General features: G+C 53.1%; 9 protein-coding genes and 1 pseudogene. 7 read left to right on the forward strand and 3 right to left on the reverse strand.

What is annotated here, in order from left to right; translation table 11 throughout:
- Window positions 1-180 precede the first annotated feature (180 nt).
- A complete protein-coding gene (locus tag AA098_RS29240; protein WP_064614541.1) occupies window positions 181-1095 on the forward strand; it encodes a hypothetical protein in 915 nt (304 codons plus the stop codon).
- A 118-nt stretch (window positions 1096-1213) separates the two neighbouring features.
- On the opposite strand, the gene AA098_RS28500 is transcribed toward AA098_RS29240, so the two are convergent.
- Window positions 1214-1588, reverse strand: coding sequence for a hypothetical protein (locus tag AA098_RS28500; RefSeq protein ID WP_256544642.1), 375 nt, complete (start codon window positions 1586-1588; stop codon window positions 1214-1216).
- Between the two features lie 265 nt (window positions 1589-1853).
- Between AA098_RS28500 and AA098_RS29825 the strand changes: the two are divergent.
- The 3 genes and pseudogenes from AA098_RS29825 (at window position 1854) to AA098_RS14700 (ending at window position 6237) form a co-directional block, all read left to right on the forward strand.
- A pseudogene (locus AA098_RS29825) lies at window positions 1854-2062 on the forward strand (hypothetical protein).
- A 165-nt stretch (window positions 2063-2227) separates the two neighbouring features.
- Entirely contained in the window at window positions 2228-2437 is a 210-nt protein-coding gene (locus AA098_RS14695) for a hypothetical protein (RefSeq protein WP_064615221.1), read from the forward strand.
- A 995-nt stretch (window positions 2438-3432) separates the two neighbouring features.
- Complete coding sequence (locus AA098_RS14700) at window positions 3433-6237, forward strand: metallophosphoesterase (RefSeq protein ID WP_082916900.1); 2805 nt, start codon at window positions 3433-3435, stop codon at window positions 6235-6237.
- Between the two features lie 272 nt (window positions 6238-6509).
- Here AA098_RS14700 and AA098_RS14705 read toward each other — a convergent pair whose 3' ends face one another.
- Entirely contained in the window at window positions 6510-7451 is a 942-nt protein-coding gene (locus AA098_RS14705; protein WP_064614547.1) for a tyrosine-type recombinase/integrase, read from the reverse strand.
- Between the two features lie 204 nt (window positions 7452-7655).
- On the opposite strand from AA098_RS14705, the gene AA098_RS14710 reads away from it, so the two are divergent.
- The 3 genes from AA098_RS14710 (at window position 7656) to AA098_RS14720 (ending at window position 14924) form a co-directional block, all read left to right on the forward strand.
- On the forward strand, window positions 7656-8648 hold the full coding sequence (locus AA098_RS14710) for a DNA-binding protein (RefSeq protein ID WP_064614549.1): 993 nt from the start codon (window positions 7656-7658) through the stop codon (window positions 8646-8648).
- Window positions 8649-8919: 271 nt separating this feature from the next.
- On the forward strand, window positions 8920-12843 hold the full coding sequence (locus AA098_RS14715) for a hypothetical protein (RefSeq protein WP_064614551.1): 3924 nt from the start codon (window positions 8920-8922) through the stop codon (window positions 12841-12843).
- Window positions 12840-14924 carry a hypothetical protein gene (locus AA098_RS14720; RefSeq protein WP_064614553.1) on the forward strand — a complete coding sequence of 695 codons (2085 nt, stop codon included), beginning with the start codon at window positions 12840-12842 and terminating at the stop codon, window positions 14922-14924. Before AA098_RS14715 ends, AA098_RS14720 begins: the two co-directional genes overlap by 4 nt.
- A 705-nt stretch (window positions 14925-15629) precedes the next feature.
- On the opposite strand, the gene AA098_RS14725 is transcribed toward AA098_RS14720, so the two are convergent.
- On the reverse strand, window positions 15630-17234 hold the full coding sequence (locus AA098_RS14725) for an LA2681 family HEPN domain-containing protein (RefSeq protein WP_256544643.1): 1605 nt from the start codon (window positions 17232-17234) through the stop codon (window positions 15630-15632).
- Between the last annotated feature and the right edge of the window lie 36 nt (window positions 17235-17270).

Genomic DNA, 17270 nt, shown 5'->3' on the forward strand with positions numbered 1-17270 from the left:
CAAGTGGCATTAGGTAGGTTCACTCCGCCGCTGATCCTGGTTCACTCTGCCAACCCAATCGCTGCGCAACGGATGAGGGCTGGGATCGAGTCCATCTCAAAGCTACTAGATGGTATGTCCCTTAGCCAAGGCAGCGCATTGAAGGCCAATGAAATTGATGCTCACGGAAGGAAAGTGGTGATGGAAGATCTGGAACTGCTGTCTCGCTTGGAAGGACACCAAGCTTTTGGAGTCTCGATGGTTCAGCGAGTCTCTGGGTTCGGCTACCAACGAGCACTGGACACCATAGCCCGCCTTGAGGCGGAAGGTGCGATCCTCCGAGATGATGAATCTTCGCAATGGATGCTCGAAAACACTCGAGCCCGTCTACATGCGCTTTACCACACTCATAAATCAACTGTGCGCGAACTCGAAGATTTCCCACGAGCAGGCGTTGAGCCGTTGATATTGATGGATGTGCCCAAAGGTTGGAGCAAGGCTACCAACCGTGTGTTGATTGTCGGGCAGGAAACCCTGGGATGGGATTTTGAGCCGGGTGACTACTACGAGTGGCCGTATCCAGCAATCAAGGGTATTGAGGATTTCCTGGATGTCCCCAACAGCGTCGAGGCCATGATCCATGGCTACCGGGCTTTTCAGTTTTCACGATATCAGCCAGGCAACGTCAACAGTCCATTCTGGCGTGCGTATCGTCAGATCAGGGAGGCGGTTGGAGACGAGCCAGAGGGATTTGAGACGAAGGTTCTGTACACCAACCTTTTCAAAACTGCTGTAAACGGGACGAGCATTGTCAAAAACGGCAGCATCCGCGAAGCGGATGACATCTGGCGCGCCTCCGCTCAGCTGCTGACTCGTGAGATCGAAATCCTCCGTCCAGACGCTGTTGTGTTCTTTACCGGCCCTGATTACGACCGCTACCTTGAGCTCGAATTTCCCAACCTAGAGTGGGCTTCGGTAGAGGAGTATGACCAACGCCAGCTCTCAAAAGTGATCCACTCGTCTTTGCCTTCAAAAGCCTACCGCACCTACCATCCCGGTTACCTCAGCCGAGGTAACTGGCATCTTGTAGATCAGGTATGTACCGCTTTGGTCTAGTCATTGGTAAGGGAGGGGGCGCCGAATCGTAGCGCATCCCTGATGGAGCAGCCGAGGCCAACCATGGGATCAAAAAAGCCTGGTCGGCCTCAACGGCGGAGATGTGGGCCAGACGGTCTTAGCTCACTGGCGAAATCAGCCCGAGCTCGCCCAGAGCTTTCAGACCGTCGGTGTCCACGACTTGAGCGATATCTGAAGGTGTCCAGCTCGAAATCTCTTGCCTAAAAATCTCGCTCGAACGAAAAGGCATTGTCGACATTGCATCGAGCATTCCTACCCTTGAGTTTTGGTAGCGATCGACGTCGTCTAGCTGCAGAAAATAGCAGTCTGCGTACTCGGAGTAGACCAACTTAGCTGACGCACGGAGGCGCAAGTGTTCGCGCAGCAATTCGAGGGCAAAGCCAGCACCCCGTAGAGCATCAACGGCAACAATCATGCGATTTGGGCACAAGGGAAGGTCATGTGGAGCTGCTTGCTTAGGGAGTTCACTCATGGCTGTGCTCACCGCGATCAATCTCGTTCACCTGGCTCATGATTGCGCCTGTCCTCTCCGTGCTCTCTGCCTACCCGATGAGCAATTTGTGCTCTCTTGCGGCCTACAGGGTACACGGGATTCCGCTACATCGCCTATCCCCGAAGGGGCTAGGGGCGCGATAGGGTTAAGCATCATTGCGCTTTCAATACGAGCCTGAGATGACCTTTGGAGGTGCGGGGTGTACCGTAATAGGTACTACTGATCGGCAGGCCAAAGACCCGGAATGAGAAGAACACTGCTGGGCATGGCGGAAGCAGGTGAGCCTCTCCTGAAGCATGCGCTGGAGGCAATCAGAGCGTCCACGGGGCGATGGCCCAGGGTCGACCCGAGGCTGAACTCGAGCGCCTTCGCATTGAGGCAGATCACTTGTTCCAGACCGTGGTCGACTATCAACTGCACAAAGCCGGTACCTTGGGTGAGTCGGCACATTAGATTGATGTGTGCCATCGCCAGGCCACTCATCCGCAGAGAGGCTGATTTCGGGGCTGTCCTCAATGAGTTCTCACCTGTGCGACAGAGCTCGAAACCGATACTGCAGACGCCGACGTTTTCGAGGCTATGATTCAGCTGATCGTAAAGACCTTGGGAATTACCAACATGGTGAAGGATCTCAACAGCGTTTTGCTTCCTGACCATCCGATGTACACCGATGCCGTGGAGGCTATGAAACGGTATCAACAGGCTCAAGCAAATGGAGTGACAGATACTGAGCTGGAGCGCCTGCGGCTGCTGGCTGAGCACAGCTTTCAGGCAGTCACTGACTACCAGTTGCGCGCACTTGGCGGCCCATCCGAGATTAACCACTAGTAATAAATAGCTGCTAAACGCTGTAACGGCTGTTGCCCCCAGACGTTATGCAGTGTAGGCGTAAGCGACTTGCGAACCAACCTTGCGAACGCTCTCAGGCAGAATGACAATTAGTCAGTTCGTTGTCTCTGGAGGAAGCCTGTGCTGAAAGTCTCCACGCTAATGTAATTGGCCCAAAAAGCGCATCAAGAACTGATGCGCTGGTAGCTGCGCGGCGCAGACCGATTTCGGCGAGTAAAAACCAAGTTTGGTATCAGATACTGAAGGGGGCGCGAGCACACTGGTTTGAGGCTGAGATCGTAAATGGCCTCGCATTGGCCGAGTGGGAGGAAGGCGGATCCCCTCAAGACAGGTCATACCGTTGTCGTGAGGGAATCAGCATGATGCGCGAAATTTGTCGCGGAACTGCTTCAACTGCTTTGTCCGTCCAGCCCCACCCGAGTAGTACAATGCTACGAAATGTTTCTGCATGGTCAACCGGTCGCAGCTACAAGCAAAAGAAGGCCCGCTGCTAAGCGGGATTGGAGCAAGGCGTCACTGAGATCGGCGACATGGGTCACACCCGCCGCAAGTTTGTTGACCCAGCAAGCGGCGAACAGAAGTCAGTTGGGCGCACGCTTACGAGCATATGGGCGTTTAGAATGGTCAGGTAGAGGACGCTAAAAATCCCCCTACATTCGGCCAGTCACAATTGACGAAACGCGTTGCTGCTGTACTAGTAGCATAAAAATGATAGCGTGATGTCGAAATGCCTTTATTTTCGTAGTAATCTGTCTGTGCCGCGCATGGATGCTTTGCCAAAGCTGACTAGCGCTGCTAGTGATCAGGTTCGGTTGCACAGGTGAACCTGTTAAGAGTGACTACTTTTATTTTAGACGCGTTTTTCTTAGGGGTCAGAAATAAGATGCGAGCCAAGGAAGGTAAGGTTTGATTCTAATGGCAGCTAAATATACTGGCCGTGGTAGAAGCGCTTAAGTTTTCAGGAAAGTATAATCATGAAAGGATTTAGGTGGCTGCATCTTTCAGACTTCCATTTTGGGAAGAAGCCAGATACTACCTATCAGCAGCCGTTTATAGCAAAAAAAATAATATCCCACGTGACGGAGTATATAAAATCAAACGGTGAGCCTGATGCGGTTTTCATCACGGGCGATATCGCTAACTCTGCAAGTGTCGATGAGTACACGCAGTTCAATGAGTGCATTTTTTTACCATTGATGCAATTGTTTGGGGATCAATTTAGTGAAAGAATTTTTCTGGTTCCTGGCAATCATGACGTCCAACGGAATACAAACAAACGCTTTGGGCGCGAAGAATTTCTAACGATTGATGACGGGAATTTCGAACCGAGTGATATGTCTCTCGACGATCGTTGGATGTTAGTCGGGAGGTTTGGCAATTTTGTTGAGCAAGCGGTTCCGGCATATATTAAGAAGCTTGCAGGTATTGACGGAACCTACAATGAGAGAATAGTTGCAGAGTCCGGCTCGGTGTCCGTCGTGGGTCTAAATACTTCGTGGTTATGTCGCGACAGTGATGATGAAGGAAATTTAACTCCTGGCATTGCGCTTCTTCGCGCGGCATTGGAAAAGACCCAGCCTCAGGATGTAGTGATAGTCCTTGGTCACCACCCATTAGATTGGCTTGATAGAAGTCATCGGGATGCTATAAAAACGCTATTGTCCCAATACAATGCGTTGTATCTGCATGGGCATATGCATGCTGCGTGGGGTAAGCCTGAGTATGTAAATGGTAGCTCTTTTATGGCGATCCAGGCTGGAGCGTCATTCCAAGCGCCAGAAGGAATGCCTTGGAAAAACAGCTTGCTTTGGGGCTATATAAACTTTGAGAACAAATACCTGGAGTTGAAGCCTTATGAATGGAGCCTAGAGGAACAAACATGGAAGCACAGTTCAGCAGGTTTTCCTGAAGCACACCGGGATCGAGATGTGTGGCGTTATGAGCTTCCAAAAACTCAGGTCTCTATCGTTTCGATAAAGCGTGCTGTTCCCCCGGGAGGCTGGCATGTATTGAGTATGGATGGTCTGGAAAAATACACCGCGCCTTTGTCCGAAAACGATGCTGTAGCTTTTTTTGATGGCGCGATTCCAGGATGGAAGGAAGCATTATCAGTTTCTATTCCTCGGCGTGAAGTTGTCACCCAGTTGGTACAAACATTCTATAGGCAGCAAGGGCATGCTAAAGATTCAGAGCCGGTAATTTGCACGCTTTTGGCAGCAGGTTGTGAGGGCAAGACCACTGCTTTACTCCAGGCCGCACATGAGATTCTGAGCAGCAATCCTACAAAGAAAATTCTGTATAGGAAAAATAATTCTCGGCCGTTTGACGTTGAGCAACTACTTCCAGTGCTGAGCCAGCATTCGGACTGGTTGGTCGTTATTGATGATGCTGATCAGGTCGCGCGCGCCATCACCAATTTCATTGAAGCCGACTATTCAGACTTTAACGGTAAAATTGATTTTATTTTAGCCTGCCGTGATTCGGACTGGAAATCATCGGAAGCTATCTCGTTACCATGGGCTTTTTGCTCTGCATACAAGTCAATTATGCTCAATGATCTCAGTAAGCTTGATGCAGAGAAGATAGTTGAAGCATGGGCCGCATTCGGCGCTAGAGGGCTAGGAGAGGATCTCAATAATTTAGATGCTGCAGTGAGAGTTGAGAAGTTAAGATTTTATGCGAAGCAGGAGGCGAAATCTAAGTCAGGTGCTTTTTTCGGTGCGCTCCTTCTTTCTCGCCACAATGGTGATTTGTTGTCGCATGCTGCTGAGATGCTGTCCAAGCTAAATGATATTTCAATTGATGGTGATAAAACTCTGCGCGACGCGCTTGGTTATATTGCAGCTATGCATGCCGAAGACTTTGATAAGCTGTCTCTTGAGGTTCTAGCTGCTGTAATGGGCACAACAGTCCCTAGGCTGCAGAAGCATGTTATTAATAGACTAGGTCAGGAAGCTGCTGCTACAACCACATCTACCGCAGTGTTTACGAGGCATAAATATATTGCCAAAGCGATAGTGGAGGTGCTTGAGACGACTTTTGATGTGGACATCAGAAGCGTCTTTGTAGATCTTGCTGTTTCTGAAGTCCGGCGCTCTCGTGGAGAGCGAGTATCTAATCTGGATTTTTGGCGATTTAAGCTAGCAGACTCGCTTTATGATAAAGGTAAAAGCAGGGCGGCTGTGGCAGTACTAGAGGCAGTGTTCAAAGCTGAGCCTGAACATCATCGATCGCGTACAAAGCTTGCTAAACTATATCGAATGGAGGGTAGTGCTGACGACTCTGTAAGCCTCTTCCGAGAAGCGGAGCATACTTCGAATGAACGAGGGTTTTACAGAGAGTGGTCAGTCTGTGAGGGGGAGTGCCGATGCGTTGTCGAGAGCGCAGTCCTAGTGCTATTCGCTCTATCTGATGATATTAACTCGGTGCAGCTCGATATTTCTGACGCTCTATTTAGTCTAACTGGGCTTTCGAGCACGTTGACTAATCTGCATCGACGGTACGCTGATGAGGTATTTGAGGTGGCTTCTGATGCTACGTGGTCGATCATTTCCATACTTTCAAAACTTCAACCGGGCTTCGATATGTCTGGGGTTCGGTCATTTAAAAGCAGGGTGGAAAGAAAGCGCGCCCGAGGGTTTGAGGGTAACGAAGCGGTTGGGCAAATACATGAACTTTGCGCTAGGCTCGCCACCTATCAATGTCAAGTGCAGCCTCCGGTACCCGTAGCATCTCTTTGTTTTGATGGATTGAAAATGTTGATACGAAACGCGCAGTAGTTTCAATTTTTGGCACTGCAGAGAGGCTATCCCTCTCTGCTTTTATCAATCATGCCGCTTTGTGCTACCAATCAAGAAAATTGACTGATAACCAGTTTCCTGCCTCTTGTGCTTGTGACAACCAAAAGACTTTGCCCACTCCTATCGCGCAGCATCAGGGCTGAGTGGCACTGCTCTGCCTGAGAAGAGAAAAGGAGGTGAAACCTGGAAGATTTTCAAACACCTCCCGCTTGCTCAGTATCACATACCGTCCATGATGGGGATGTCCTGTATCATCCTTCCGGCTTCCTGATTAGCCCACCGAACTGCTGAGCCGGTTCTACGTAGCGAAGGGCTGATTTCATATCGCTCCAACCCACGTACTCCATAAGCGTTTTAATGTCCCAGCCTGAGCTGGCAGCCCAGGTAGCAAACCCGCGTCGGATCGAGTGAGCGCTGTATATCTCGGACGGCAATCCACATCGATCCAGGATGTCGCGAAGGAGGGGGATCAAGCTATGGGCCGCAAGCGGGCGATCACTGATGTTGCCCCATCGGTCTATACCCCTGAACACACCGCCGCGGGTTAGGCCAGCAGCTTCGATCCAGTTTAGGTACGCCTCCACCGGGCAGAGCTTGCTCAACGAGGGTGTCTTGTACTCCCGCCCGGTGTTTTGCCGGTCTCCTTTGCTCGACCCTAAGTAGAACTTGATCCCGACGTACCGCTCAGCATGGGTATTCTCGATCGTGAGCCTAGCCAGCTCGTCCCCGCGGAACCCCCTCCAGAAACCGATTGTGAGCAGGGCGATATCGCGAGTCGCTTTGAGCAGGGTGGCCATGTTGCCCGCGGCTCTTGCCTGGGCAACCTCGTATTCGAGGTGGGCTACCGCTTTTTCGAGATGTAGCAAGGCAAGCGGGGCAGCTTGCTTCTGCTGTACGGGATGCAGAGCCCGGATGCCTTTCAGCAACTGCCTGACCTTAGGGGCTTTAGTCGGGTCGGGAAAGCCGTTGCTTTGATGCCAATTGGCGAGTGCAGCCAAGCGCTGCTTGAGCGTGCTCAGCGCCAGCTGGTCGGCGTACTCAGCGATGTACCGCACCACTGACTCGGTGGTGGTTGGCAGAAAGCCGCCCCAGGTCACCTCGTAGTGGGTGAGGGCAGCCGCGTAGCTCTTTGACGTGTTCTCTCGGACGCTCGCCTCTAAGTATTTCTCTGCCTTGCTGGCTGCATCAACCACGCCAATCCTCCATCTCGAGCTCCTGTAGCTCTTACTCGCCACTTGTACCGCTTACCAGGCCATTTTACCCCCGACTCCGACCATGACAAGCCATAATCCTCAATTATGTCTTGCCAATAATTGTGGGATTTTAATGTTAGAAAAGTGATAAAGTGGCACGTAATTACATAAAACGTAAAACAGTACGAAATCGTAGGGGCAGTCATGGCTAGAGGTGGTATTAACTTGGTGCTGGTGCGAAAGGCTCGCGAAGCCCTGCTGTCGAGAGGGCAGAACCCTAGCATCGACGCGATACGCATCGAGCTTGGAAATACCGGCTCAAAGACTACGATTCAGAGATATTTGAAGGAGATTGAGGCACATGATCCCCGACCATCCGCTTCGCCTTCGCGCCTAAGTGATGAACTCACGGAAATGGTGGGCAAAATGCTTGAGCGCCTACTGGAGGAGGGGAATGAAGCGCTGGCGCACGAGCGGTCTGCATTCGAAATTGAGCGAAAGGCGATGAAGGCAGAGAGCAGTACACTTCAAGGTCACCTAGAACAGGCGCAGCGTGAGATCGCAAAGCTACAGTCAGCACTGCAGACTCAAGATGAAGAGCTCAAGACCGTTCAATCCAGTCTTCAGACCGAGATTACCCGTAACGCCCGCATCAGCCAGAGCTGCAGTGACCTTGAGGTTCGTGTCCAAGAGAAGGACGCCCAGATCGAATCTCTGGAGGAGAAGCACTCGCATGCCAGAGAAGCACTCGAGCACTACCGGGTAGCAGTAAAGGAACAGCGCGACCAGGATTTAAACCGTCACGAGGCTCAAATCTACCAGATGCAGCAAGAGGTGACAGTTCTCCAGCAGACGCTGATGGTTAAGCAGGAAGATGCCACCCGCATGATCCGCGACAACGAACGCTTGATCGCTGAGAACCGGCAGCATGCCAAGGAGGCTAATCAGCATCGCGATGCTATCGAAAATCTGAGAGGCGACCTGGGCATCGCTAATGCTGCGACTGCTCGCGCGGAAGGTGCCAAAGAGCTGCTGGCGCACCAGCTCGAAGCCAAAACCAAAGAGGTTAGCGAAGCCCGCTCCGATGCCTCCGCGGCACAGCAGAGGGAAGGCGACTTAGTCCAGAAACTCGCAAGCGCAGAAGCTGAAATCAAGGAATTGCGAGCCTCAAGCAATGCGGAAATCTCGAAGGAATAGATCAGACGACTGCAATGAATGAAGCATCGGACACAGGAGTACAGATGTACTCCTAGCTAATGCTCTATCAGTGCCCCCGAGCGACAGCCTTGCACTTAGACTGCCAGGCTGGGCTTGAGAGGTGGTCAGCATGCATTCTAGAAGGCATCGTTGAGCACCAAATGCGCCCAGGCATTGCGACTGACGCTCTTGCAATCCATACGGTTTGTAAGCACCCTCGACTTTTGTATGCATTAGATTGCCATCATCAAAAGATCAATCGAGGTTAACCATGGACGCCAGGGAAGGTCGCATCAGTTCGGAGCTCAGCCACGAAATAAACTCGCACCGGACTCGTCTGGCTCCATTCTTCAACGGCAACGCCAAACCTAACCCATCAGTTAGCTTTGCCAACGATGGTACTGGCTTTGGCAAGTCCTACAACGTCTTCGACCAGTTCGTCGAACACTCCGTTGTGCGTGACGGCGGCGGAGGCCACCGCAACCTCTTCTTCATCACCCCGCACAAGGCACAGATCGACGTCTCCAAGATCACCCAGGAAAGGGCAGCTGCACGGGGTGTCAGTATCTTGAGTTTCCTGGCTGAGCGGGACTTATCTGACCTCAATTTCGTCGGCTGGGTGACCAAGGTACGCAATGAAGACCTTTACGCCGGCTGGGTCAGGGCCCTGAGCACCGACTACTACCGCGAAGCAATCAGTGAACTGAGCAGCGCCATCAGCGGGCTCAATGCCACTGAATCCGAGCACATGCGGTACCTGAAATTGGGCGTGACGGATCATCTTCGTGACATAGAGTTGCAGCGCCGCATCGACGCATCGAAACAACGCTTGCTCTTTGCGCTGCACGATCTGGCGAAATCCGTGATCAGGGAGAAGATCGGTTCTCAATTCGTGACTACTGAAGACCGTTTCAGAGGTGTTCGAACTGAACGAGAACGCGTGAAAGTCGAAGTGATCGACCATCTATTGCCGTTTGAGCGGGCCAAGGTGGGGCCGACCATCTTCATCGCCACCACTGCGCGATTCCTCAAGCGCGCGTTCATCGTATACATCGACAAGAAGAAAGAACCGAACATCAAGAAGCTGAGCTTTGACGCAATACTGGGCGCCAAGCGCTCGCCCACGAATGCCGAGGAAGACACCATCGCGCCAATCGGCGCCGCTTGTAGCTTTTCCCATGACAAGCAAATCGCCTACCTCAAAGACGATTTCTTCATCTCGGACGAGGCGAATTTTTTCCAGGCCCATGGCATCACCTTCAACCTCGTCGTCGATGAGGAGCACGACAGTTACGACAGGATTTTTGAAGAGAGCAAGAAGAAGCTAGTCAGCGAGAGGGTGAAACCACCCCATGTCATTGCCGGCCTGCACCGTCTGATGGAGATGGTCTCGGCAAAGTATGGCCCAGACGATGAGGAGCCTATCGCGTTCAACGAAACAGTTGAACTCATGCAGGATCTTCGCCGGCACTACGAAGATGATTGCCAGACCAGCGTTCCTCTGGATGCCATCCTGGCGATGTGCTCTGGCAACGTGGGTCACATCACGATCAACAATCGCGATGTCGAACAAATCCTTGCGTTGTCTCGGAACATCTTTAGCCTCACGCCGAGGCGCTTCTACAATGAGGAGGCGCTCAAGCGAATCAGGATGCGGTCAGTGTGCGGAAAAAGTGAGATCCGTCTGTATTTTGATGATGGAGCCCCCACAGACGATCCCGACCCCACCCTGCACGACTTCCTACAGCTCATGTTGTGCGCACTCTACGCCTGCTCCAAAGTACCCCAGAAGAGCCCGCTGAGACAGCTGCTGGAGCTAGGGCAGGAGGCCAGTCAGAACGCCCCTCTACTGGAGTTCATCAAAACCTCCCGGCAACATCATTCCTACGTAGCCTCGGTGTTTGACCGTGCCAGGGACGCCGAAATCTTCGTCGATGCCTTCTTCACTTTTTTCGCTCCGAAGATTGTCTTTTCGCTCATCAAAGTTAACGAAATTCCCTTTGGTGGTGAGGCGGTCAAGAATCGTGTCTTCGTTGACTTCCACCTTGACCTGATCCTTGAGCTCCCCGAGGTAAAGCTGCTGCGTATCCTGCACGCCACCCAGAACAGCGCGATGTGCCTCAGCGCAACGACTGGCTTCAAAAACTCCTACTCAGGCAATTTCTCGAGAAAGATGCTGGTTCGTTATGGCGAGACCCAACCTGACAACCTGGATGTACGCGTCATTGAGCGCTCGTTTGCAGATGTAGATGCGATGGCAGACCTTCGAACAGCGCGAGCCAAAGCCAGGACGATGGAGGTAAAACCCTTCTACAAAACATCTGCTGACGACATCAGCGGCCTACGCAGTGACCCTGCTTTCAAGAGCGCTTTCGGCTTCTGGTCAAACTCCCTTTTGCCGCCTGGCTTCCGTGACAACAAGTACCGGATGTCTGCCTACCGTCGGCAGATCGAGGCGATGTTGATGGCTGCGTGGGATGGCAAAAACACCTTCGTACTCTCACTCAATAACCGGTTTGCCGAGTTGTTCAAAAAGCTGTTTGCGCAGGGGATCGAAGGCCGCATCAAGGGCCTTTCGACACAGTACAAAGATAAAATCTTCGAGCTCAAACCCTTCGTGGGTGGAACCAAGATACGGGTCATCCTGTTCAGCGCCCAGCTGGCCAGAGAGGTCAATATCGATGAATACCTGAAGGTGGACGCCGACACCCGCATTTGCCTGATTTCCTCCTACGGCAGCGCAGGCACGGGCCTCAACCTTTTCGTCGAGCGCACCGAGGATGGCTTCCACCAGGATTTTGATCGCCTAGTGCTGGTGAACACGCCGTTCTACAGCGCTATCCATGAGAAGGACACCGGGCTGAATACCGTCAAGAACCACATCCTGCTGCTCAAGCATATTGCGGGTGGTGAAAACGAGGCAGTTCGGTTGTCGCAGTTCGACTCGAACCTGATGCAGCCAAAGAATCGACGCATCCTGAATCAAGAGCATGACCTGGCGGTGCTCAAAGCTATCATTCAGGCAGTAGGGCGTGTCGAGCGACGTGATACCCACCTGCACAGCGAAATTTTCCTGCCCAGCGATGTGATCAACGATCTTGTGGTGCGGTACAGCCGACTACGTCGAGAGGGCAATGATCTGCTAATCAATAGCCTCTCTCTGCTCAACCACAGGCTGATGCAGTTTTGCCTGGCTCAAGCGGAGAGCCGCTGTTTTGGTGCCAACGAAGAGCGCGAGGAGTTCACTGCCAAGGTGGCTGCAGACGCAGACGACATAGATAACTTTTTCACCGGCGCCTTTCGAAGCAAGATTCTCAGGAGCGCACGTGAAGGTGACAGGGACGCGATGGCTTTCAACGAGATGCTCAGATCTCCTGAGAGTATTACGGCACCAGAGAAGTACGTGCGCCAGCTCTTGGCCTCTCCACTTGTAGAAACCTCTGGCTACTACCAAGAAATCATCAACGCCTTCTACTTGCCGCGGGCGGTGACGGATCGGGTCACCATCTGTACGACTCCCGACAGCCGTTACCACCTGAGCGACCTCTTGCACGGGTATGCCGTGTATCAGCCTGGGAAGTGGCTCGTCCCTGATTACGTTCGCAACGATGGCGATGACCGGGAGTCAGGTACTAGCATCATTAACATGGCATGCAATATGGCCAGCGAAGGCATTGATGTCCATCTGCCTAATCCGGCGCTCTTACCGCTGCTAAAGGGCAACGTCGGCGAGTTCATTTTCTCCCAAGTGCTTGCCGCCCTTACGATCACTCCCCTGGATCTCAATCAGCTCATCGAGCTCTTGGGGCCCGCAGTCTACGAAAGCTATGACATCTTCGTTCGGACGCAGGACACACTCATCTGCATCGACGTCAAGCGATGGTCGGGCAGCCTGGATAACCATGAGCTCTCGGTTAAAACGTTGCGCAGGGCAGAAACCAAGCGCAGAGACATTACTGAGTTGTGCGATCGCCTGAATCTCACGCCTCGTTTCCTGTACGTCAACACACAGCCGGACGACAACGACCTCAATGCTGAACGTGAGTTTACCCACGGACAGTCGATCCACTTTCTGAACGCTTTCAAGATCATTACCCGCTACGTGCCACTGACCGAGGCTGGCATGGCTCACCGGGTGGATGATCGCCTGATGATCAATCCCACATTGGTACAGCTGCTAAGGAACGCGCAATGACCCCGATCAACCTTCTGGAAAATGGCGCTGCCGCTAAGGCGCGCACCAACATGCTGAAGCTGCCTGGCGACCTCGCCAGCATCATTGACCGGTTGTCAGTCCTCGAAGAGGGATATGGTCACATCCAGGCGGCCGTGGTCGAGGTAACCAGAAAGTACGGCGAAGAAGCGCAGGTCTATTACCCGCGGGTCGACTCCACCATCAAGGACTTCATCCGGAAAACGCTGGGCATCCCAGCTTCGACCAAGCTGCACTACAGCAAATTCGGCGGCAGAAAAGGGGTGTTTGGATTCCTCTACCTGAGCACGCACGCACCGGCGCCTGGCCATGTCAGCCAAGTGATCACCGAGCATTCCCTCGATCCGTGCTACGTGATCCAAGCGCTGGTGGATCTGAAGCTCAAGCTCTCGTACCTCAATGACGTCCACCAGCGGTACGAGATAGAACCTGTCGAGTACAACGCGGATCTATACCTTGGTCTCGTGTTCAGCCGTACAGCCAGAAACGGTAATGACGTATTCGAGGCCCTGGAATACGAGCTGTACTTCTCCAAGGAGCAGGAGCTTGTTGTCACCCTCAAGCGTGCAATCATGGAGTGCGCTGCGTCTGTGGAATCGGCAAGCAGGCCGGTCACCGACTCCGGTATGTTGATGTTCGATTGGAGTGGTAAACGTTACCAGCGCGTACAGGCTCTCAGCGCGACCACCAACAGTGATCGCAACTACATGGCGTTTTCCACCAACAACCCTGGAGCCAAGGCGCTCGACCTTTACCACAACAGCATCAATTACCACCAGACTGACTGTTTGAACCGCATCGAACGGCTTTTGAAGCGCGCTGACATCGATTACAGCCCAATCGTGTACCAAGCAACCCACCAGGTCAGGACATTCCTGGAGGGATTACCGACCATGTCGAACCCGCTATGGCTGCTCGATACCGCTAAGGACACAGCAGCCACTGAAGCCTGGCTGAGCACCATTGGCGACCTAGCCGATAAGTTCGGAGCGTGTAAGGTGTTAAGCGGCGAGGGGCTGCCATTGCCCTCTGAGCTGAAGGTCGGCAACACCAACTACTTGGTCGTCAGCCCAAAGGTAAAAACCCCTGGTAAAAGCAAAAACGGCACTAGCATTTCGAAAGCCAAAGGAGAGGCAACAGAGGCATACAACAGCTTCTGGCAAGCACTCGATGACAGCCAGCGCAGTCCAGATGCGCAGTACGACTACTACACATCAGTGAAGCTTCATCGCTTTGCGGCATCCGTCGATACCATCTGCCAAGGCTTGGACGTAGACCTCAAGAAAAAGCCTTCTGATTCGGCTATCGAAAAATGCCTGCAGGAGTTGGCACTCAAGGAGTCGATCTTCCGAGACAAAGCCGTGATAATCAGCGGCGCAACTTTGCCCCACCACGCATTGCAGCTGGTGAGCTGCCGAGGTGACCGATACGAGAACGTCTACATCCAGGTTCTCGATGTGACTGTGAACGGCGAGACCATCAAGATCGAACGCTCGCGCCGCTTCGATGAGACCTGCAAGGGTGAGTTTAACTATGAGTTCAAGTCGCTGAGCGCTGTGCTTAGAAAAGAAGGTAAGAAGGCGTTTGATGCCCTCTGGAACGGCGCATTCCTGATCCGTGACAAGGAGTCGAATACGTGGCTGAACGCTTACAACACTCTCCGAGTGCCCTGCATAATCGGCAACACCCTGTTCGATAACCAAGAGCGACAGGACGATGGTACCGCACCGTCCCGTCAGGTTAGTGCTGACGTGGCTTCACTGCCGTACTACCTCACGCCAACGAAGCAGAACCAGCGTCACAGCGTGTTCATCCAGGACAACGGCGTGGAGGGCGCATGGTTCTTTGTATCGTCCAACAAAGCCACAAACGGAACCATCGCGAAGCAAAGCTTGGTGTACAACGTTGTGATTACCGACGAGGCCGGTAACCGCGTCCCTGTTCTGAATCACCCACTGGGCGAGCTGTTCTTCTCCAGTTTCACTTATGACATCGTGAGGCTCCGCGAGGCGGCCAAGACCTCGATTTTGCAGAAGCTCGTAGAGGTCTGCTTACTCAACTAAAGGAGCATTTGGCTCAATAGTCGGTGGGTGAGTTTTACCCTGATCAGCAGGGGCCCTCAGTCTCGCTTGGTTCGGTGAGAGCATTGAGCCCTATGGTTAAGGCATCCCCGGGTCAGTTAGAGGGCCGGGGTGGCCTGAGCAGGCACTACCACCGCAGCCAGGTCAGTGCTGGCGCAGGGAGAAGACGGCGCTTGAATGGCAAAGCGCATTGCTCATCGGCTCGCTAATTTGGTGACATTACCTGGAGACTGATGAGTTGCGAGCTCAATTAGGCATAATCCGTATGCCTATCTTCAGAATGTACTAACGCTCCTGCTGACGCAGCGGGCCAGCGAAATTGAGCATTTGCGCCACATCCACGCGTACCGGGCTGACTTTTGTCGAGCGGATTGCTGCACCCAGGGGCGGATGTGATCACCGGACGCTTACAGTGAGAGAACGGTTCGAATCCGTGTTCTGCTGTATCGGAAAATTGCCCTTCAAAGCGTGACTGCACATCATCAGGGTTCCATCACCACAGACAGATTGCTACGCTCCGAAAGACTCCGGTAGGCGCGAGCTGGCGCTGGCGCGTTGTGCCAGGTTCAACCACCGGAGGCTGGTGTATCTGACCCAGCAGTTTGGGGGCTCGAATTCAGTCATGGCGATCTGAGTCAAAGAGCAGGATTCGGCGTGCTGGCCACAGGGCGATCATCTGCTCTAGGGTTAGAGCTTTAGATCGTCCGGATAATCATCCACAGGAAGCGCTACGACGATAGCTCCGTCTTCTGACCTGGCTTGCGATTCCTCATGATGCATGGCCAAACAGAGGTAAACCAACGCAGCACGGCACGACCGCATGATGAGGAGGGTCTTCGCAACGAGATCCTCTCTCTCGATGACAAAGGCTAGCTGGTCAACCTGGCGCTCTGATGCCCCAGCAATCCAATGGAATGCATCAACGACCTTGGCATGCTTGTGTTCAAGATGGTTCCTCAAGTCATCCAGGGCCTTTGCATCTGGTCTCGCGACGTTCCTGAGCACCTCTGAGTAGATGTCCTGAGAGAGCCAGTACAGCGCTCGAAGCGGCAAGTTTTGGGTGACCTTGAACTCTGGCCTAACAGCCCACTCCTGCGGTGGCCCACCTTTTCTGCGTGGCTCGAACCAAAGTGTTCGAAAGCTCACGTTACGCTCAGGGATTCCCAACTGCCAATAGCCGTTGATGAAGTACGCTACCTTGTCCAGTAGCGAGTAGGCGTTACGGAATGCGGTCTTGATCTGTTCCAGCCCCATTGTATAGAGGGCATAGTCACAGTTGAAAGTCAGAGCGACCTCTTTGTCAGCGTAATGGATCGAACGGGCGTGGACGCCTTGAAACAGACAATGGCGGGCGTAGGCATACTCTTGTTTCATCTGGTTGAAGAAGGCTAAGAACGTAATCCCGACCTGAGCGTCATGGTTAGGCAGGCGCAAAGCGTCATAGGACGCGACAGGCAGGGCGCCAAGGTCGTTCATGGGGTTTAGGAAAAACTGGTTATCCAAGCACCATTGACGATACGCGCGCTCCGCTTTTGTTTTCCCAAGGCCATGCTCGAACAATCGGGCGTCATCTTCGTGGTCGACCTCTGCAGCGAGCTTCACCTGATACCACTTGAACGCCTGGATGGCTTCATCCGTGGTCGCTCCGTCACGCCCTAATCCACCTTCAATCGCAGACTCTAGATACCGACGCGCATGAATAAAAAACCAGTAGGTATGTCCAGAGTCGTAGAGTGCACCGCCATATCGTGCGAGACCTATTCCCATATTGCCGAGTGCCATGCCTAGAATAGGCTGCTCCACCAAAGCTCTACGCCATTCGGCCAACGCTTCAATCCAGCGACCGCAGGCGCTCAGGGCATTGCCAAGGTTGCAATGGATCTTTGCCCGCCGATCAGCCGTTGTGGCAGCGAATCCCTCATGTTGAATTGCGGCACGCAGGAAATACAGCTCGTTCAGTAAAGCCGGGTGGTTGACGATGGCTTCCTCATTTTCTTGATATTCGAGCACATGCAAGTGAGACCAGGCGTTGGCGCAGGAATACAGGACAAGGCACCCAGCAGCAGGTTCGCAGAGCGCCATGACCTTGCCTGCCAGATCAGTCGCACGCTGCAATATCGCGGCATCTTGCGCGTCGCCAGCTGAATCAACGAGACAATCGAATGCATCCTGAAGCCGCTCATCATGCTCTCCCGAGTTGACAAGAGCCTCCACAACACTTAGCCAAGCATGGCGGTCTTCGGCTAGAGGCTGGTGGTTCTTCCCAGCCAGGCGTTCAAGAAGGTCTTGCATTCAGGCTATCCATTGCGATGTGTGGACTGGAGGTTT

This window comes from Pseudomonas sp. JY-Q, assembly GCF_001655295.1.
Classification (GTDB): domain Bacteria; phylum Pseudomonadota; class Gammaproteobacteria; order Pseudomonadales; family Pseudomonadaceae; genus Aquipseudomonas; species Aquipseudomonas alloputida.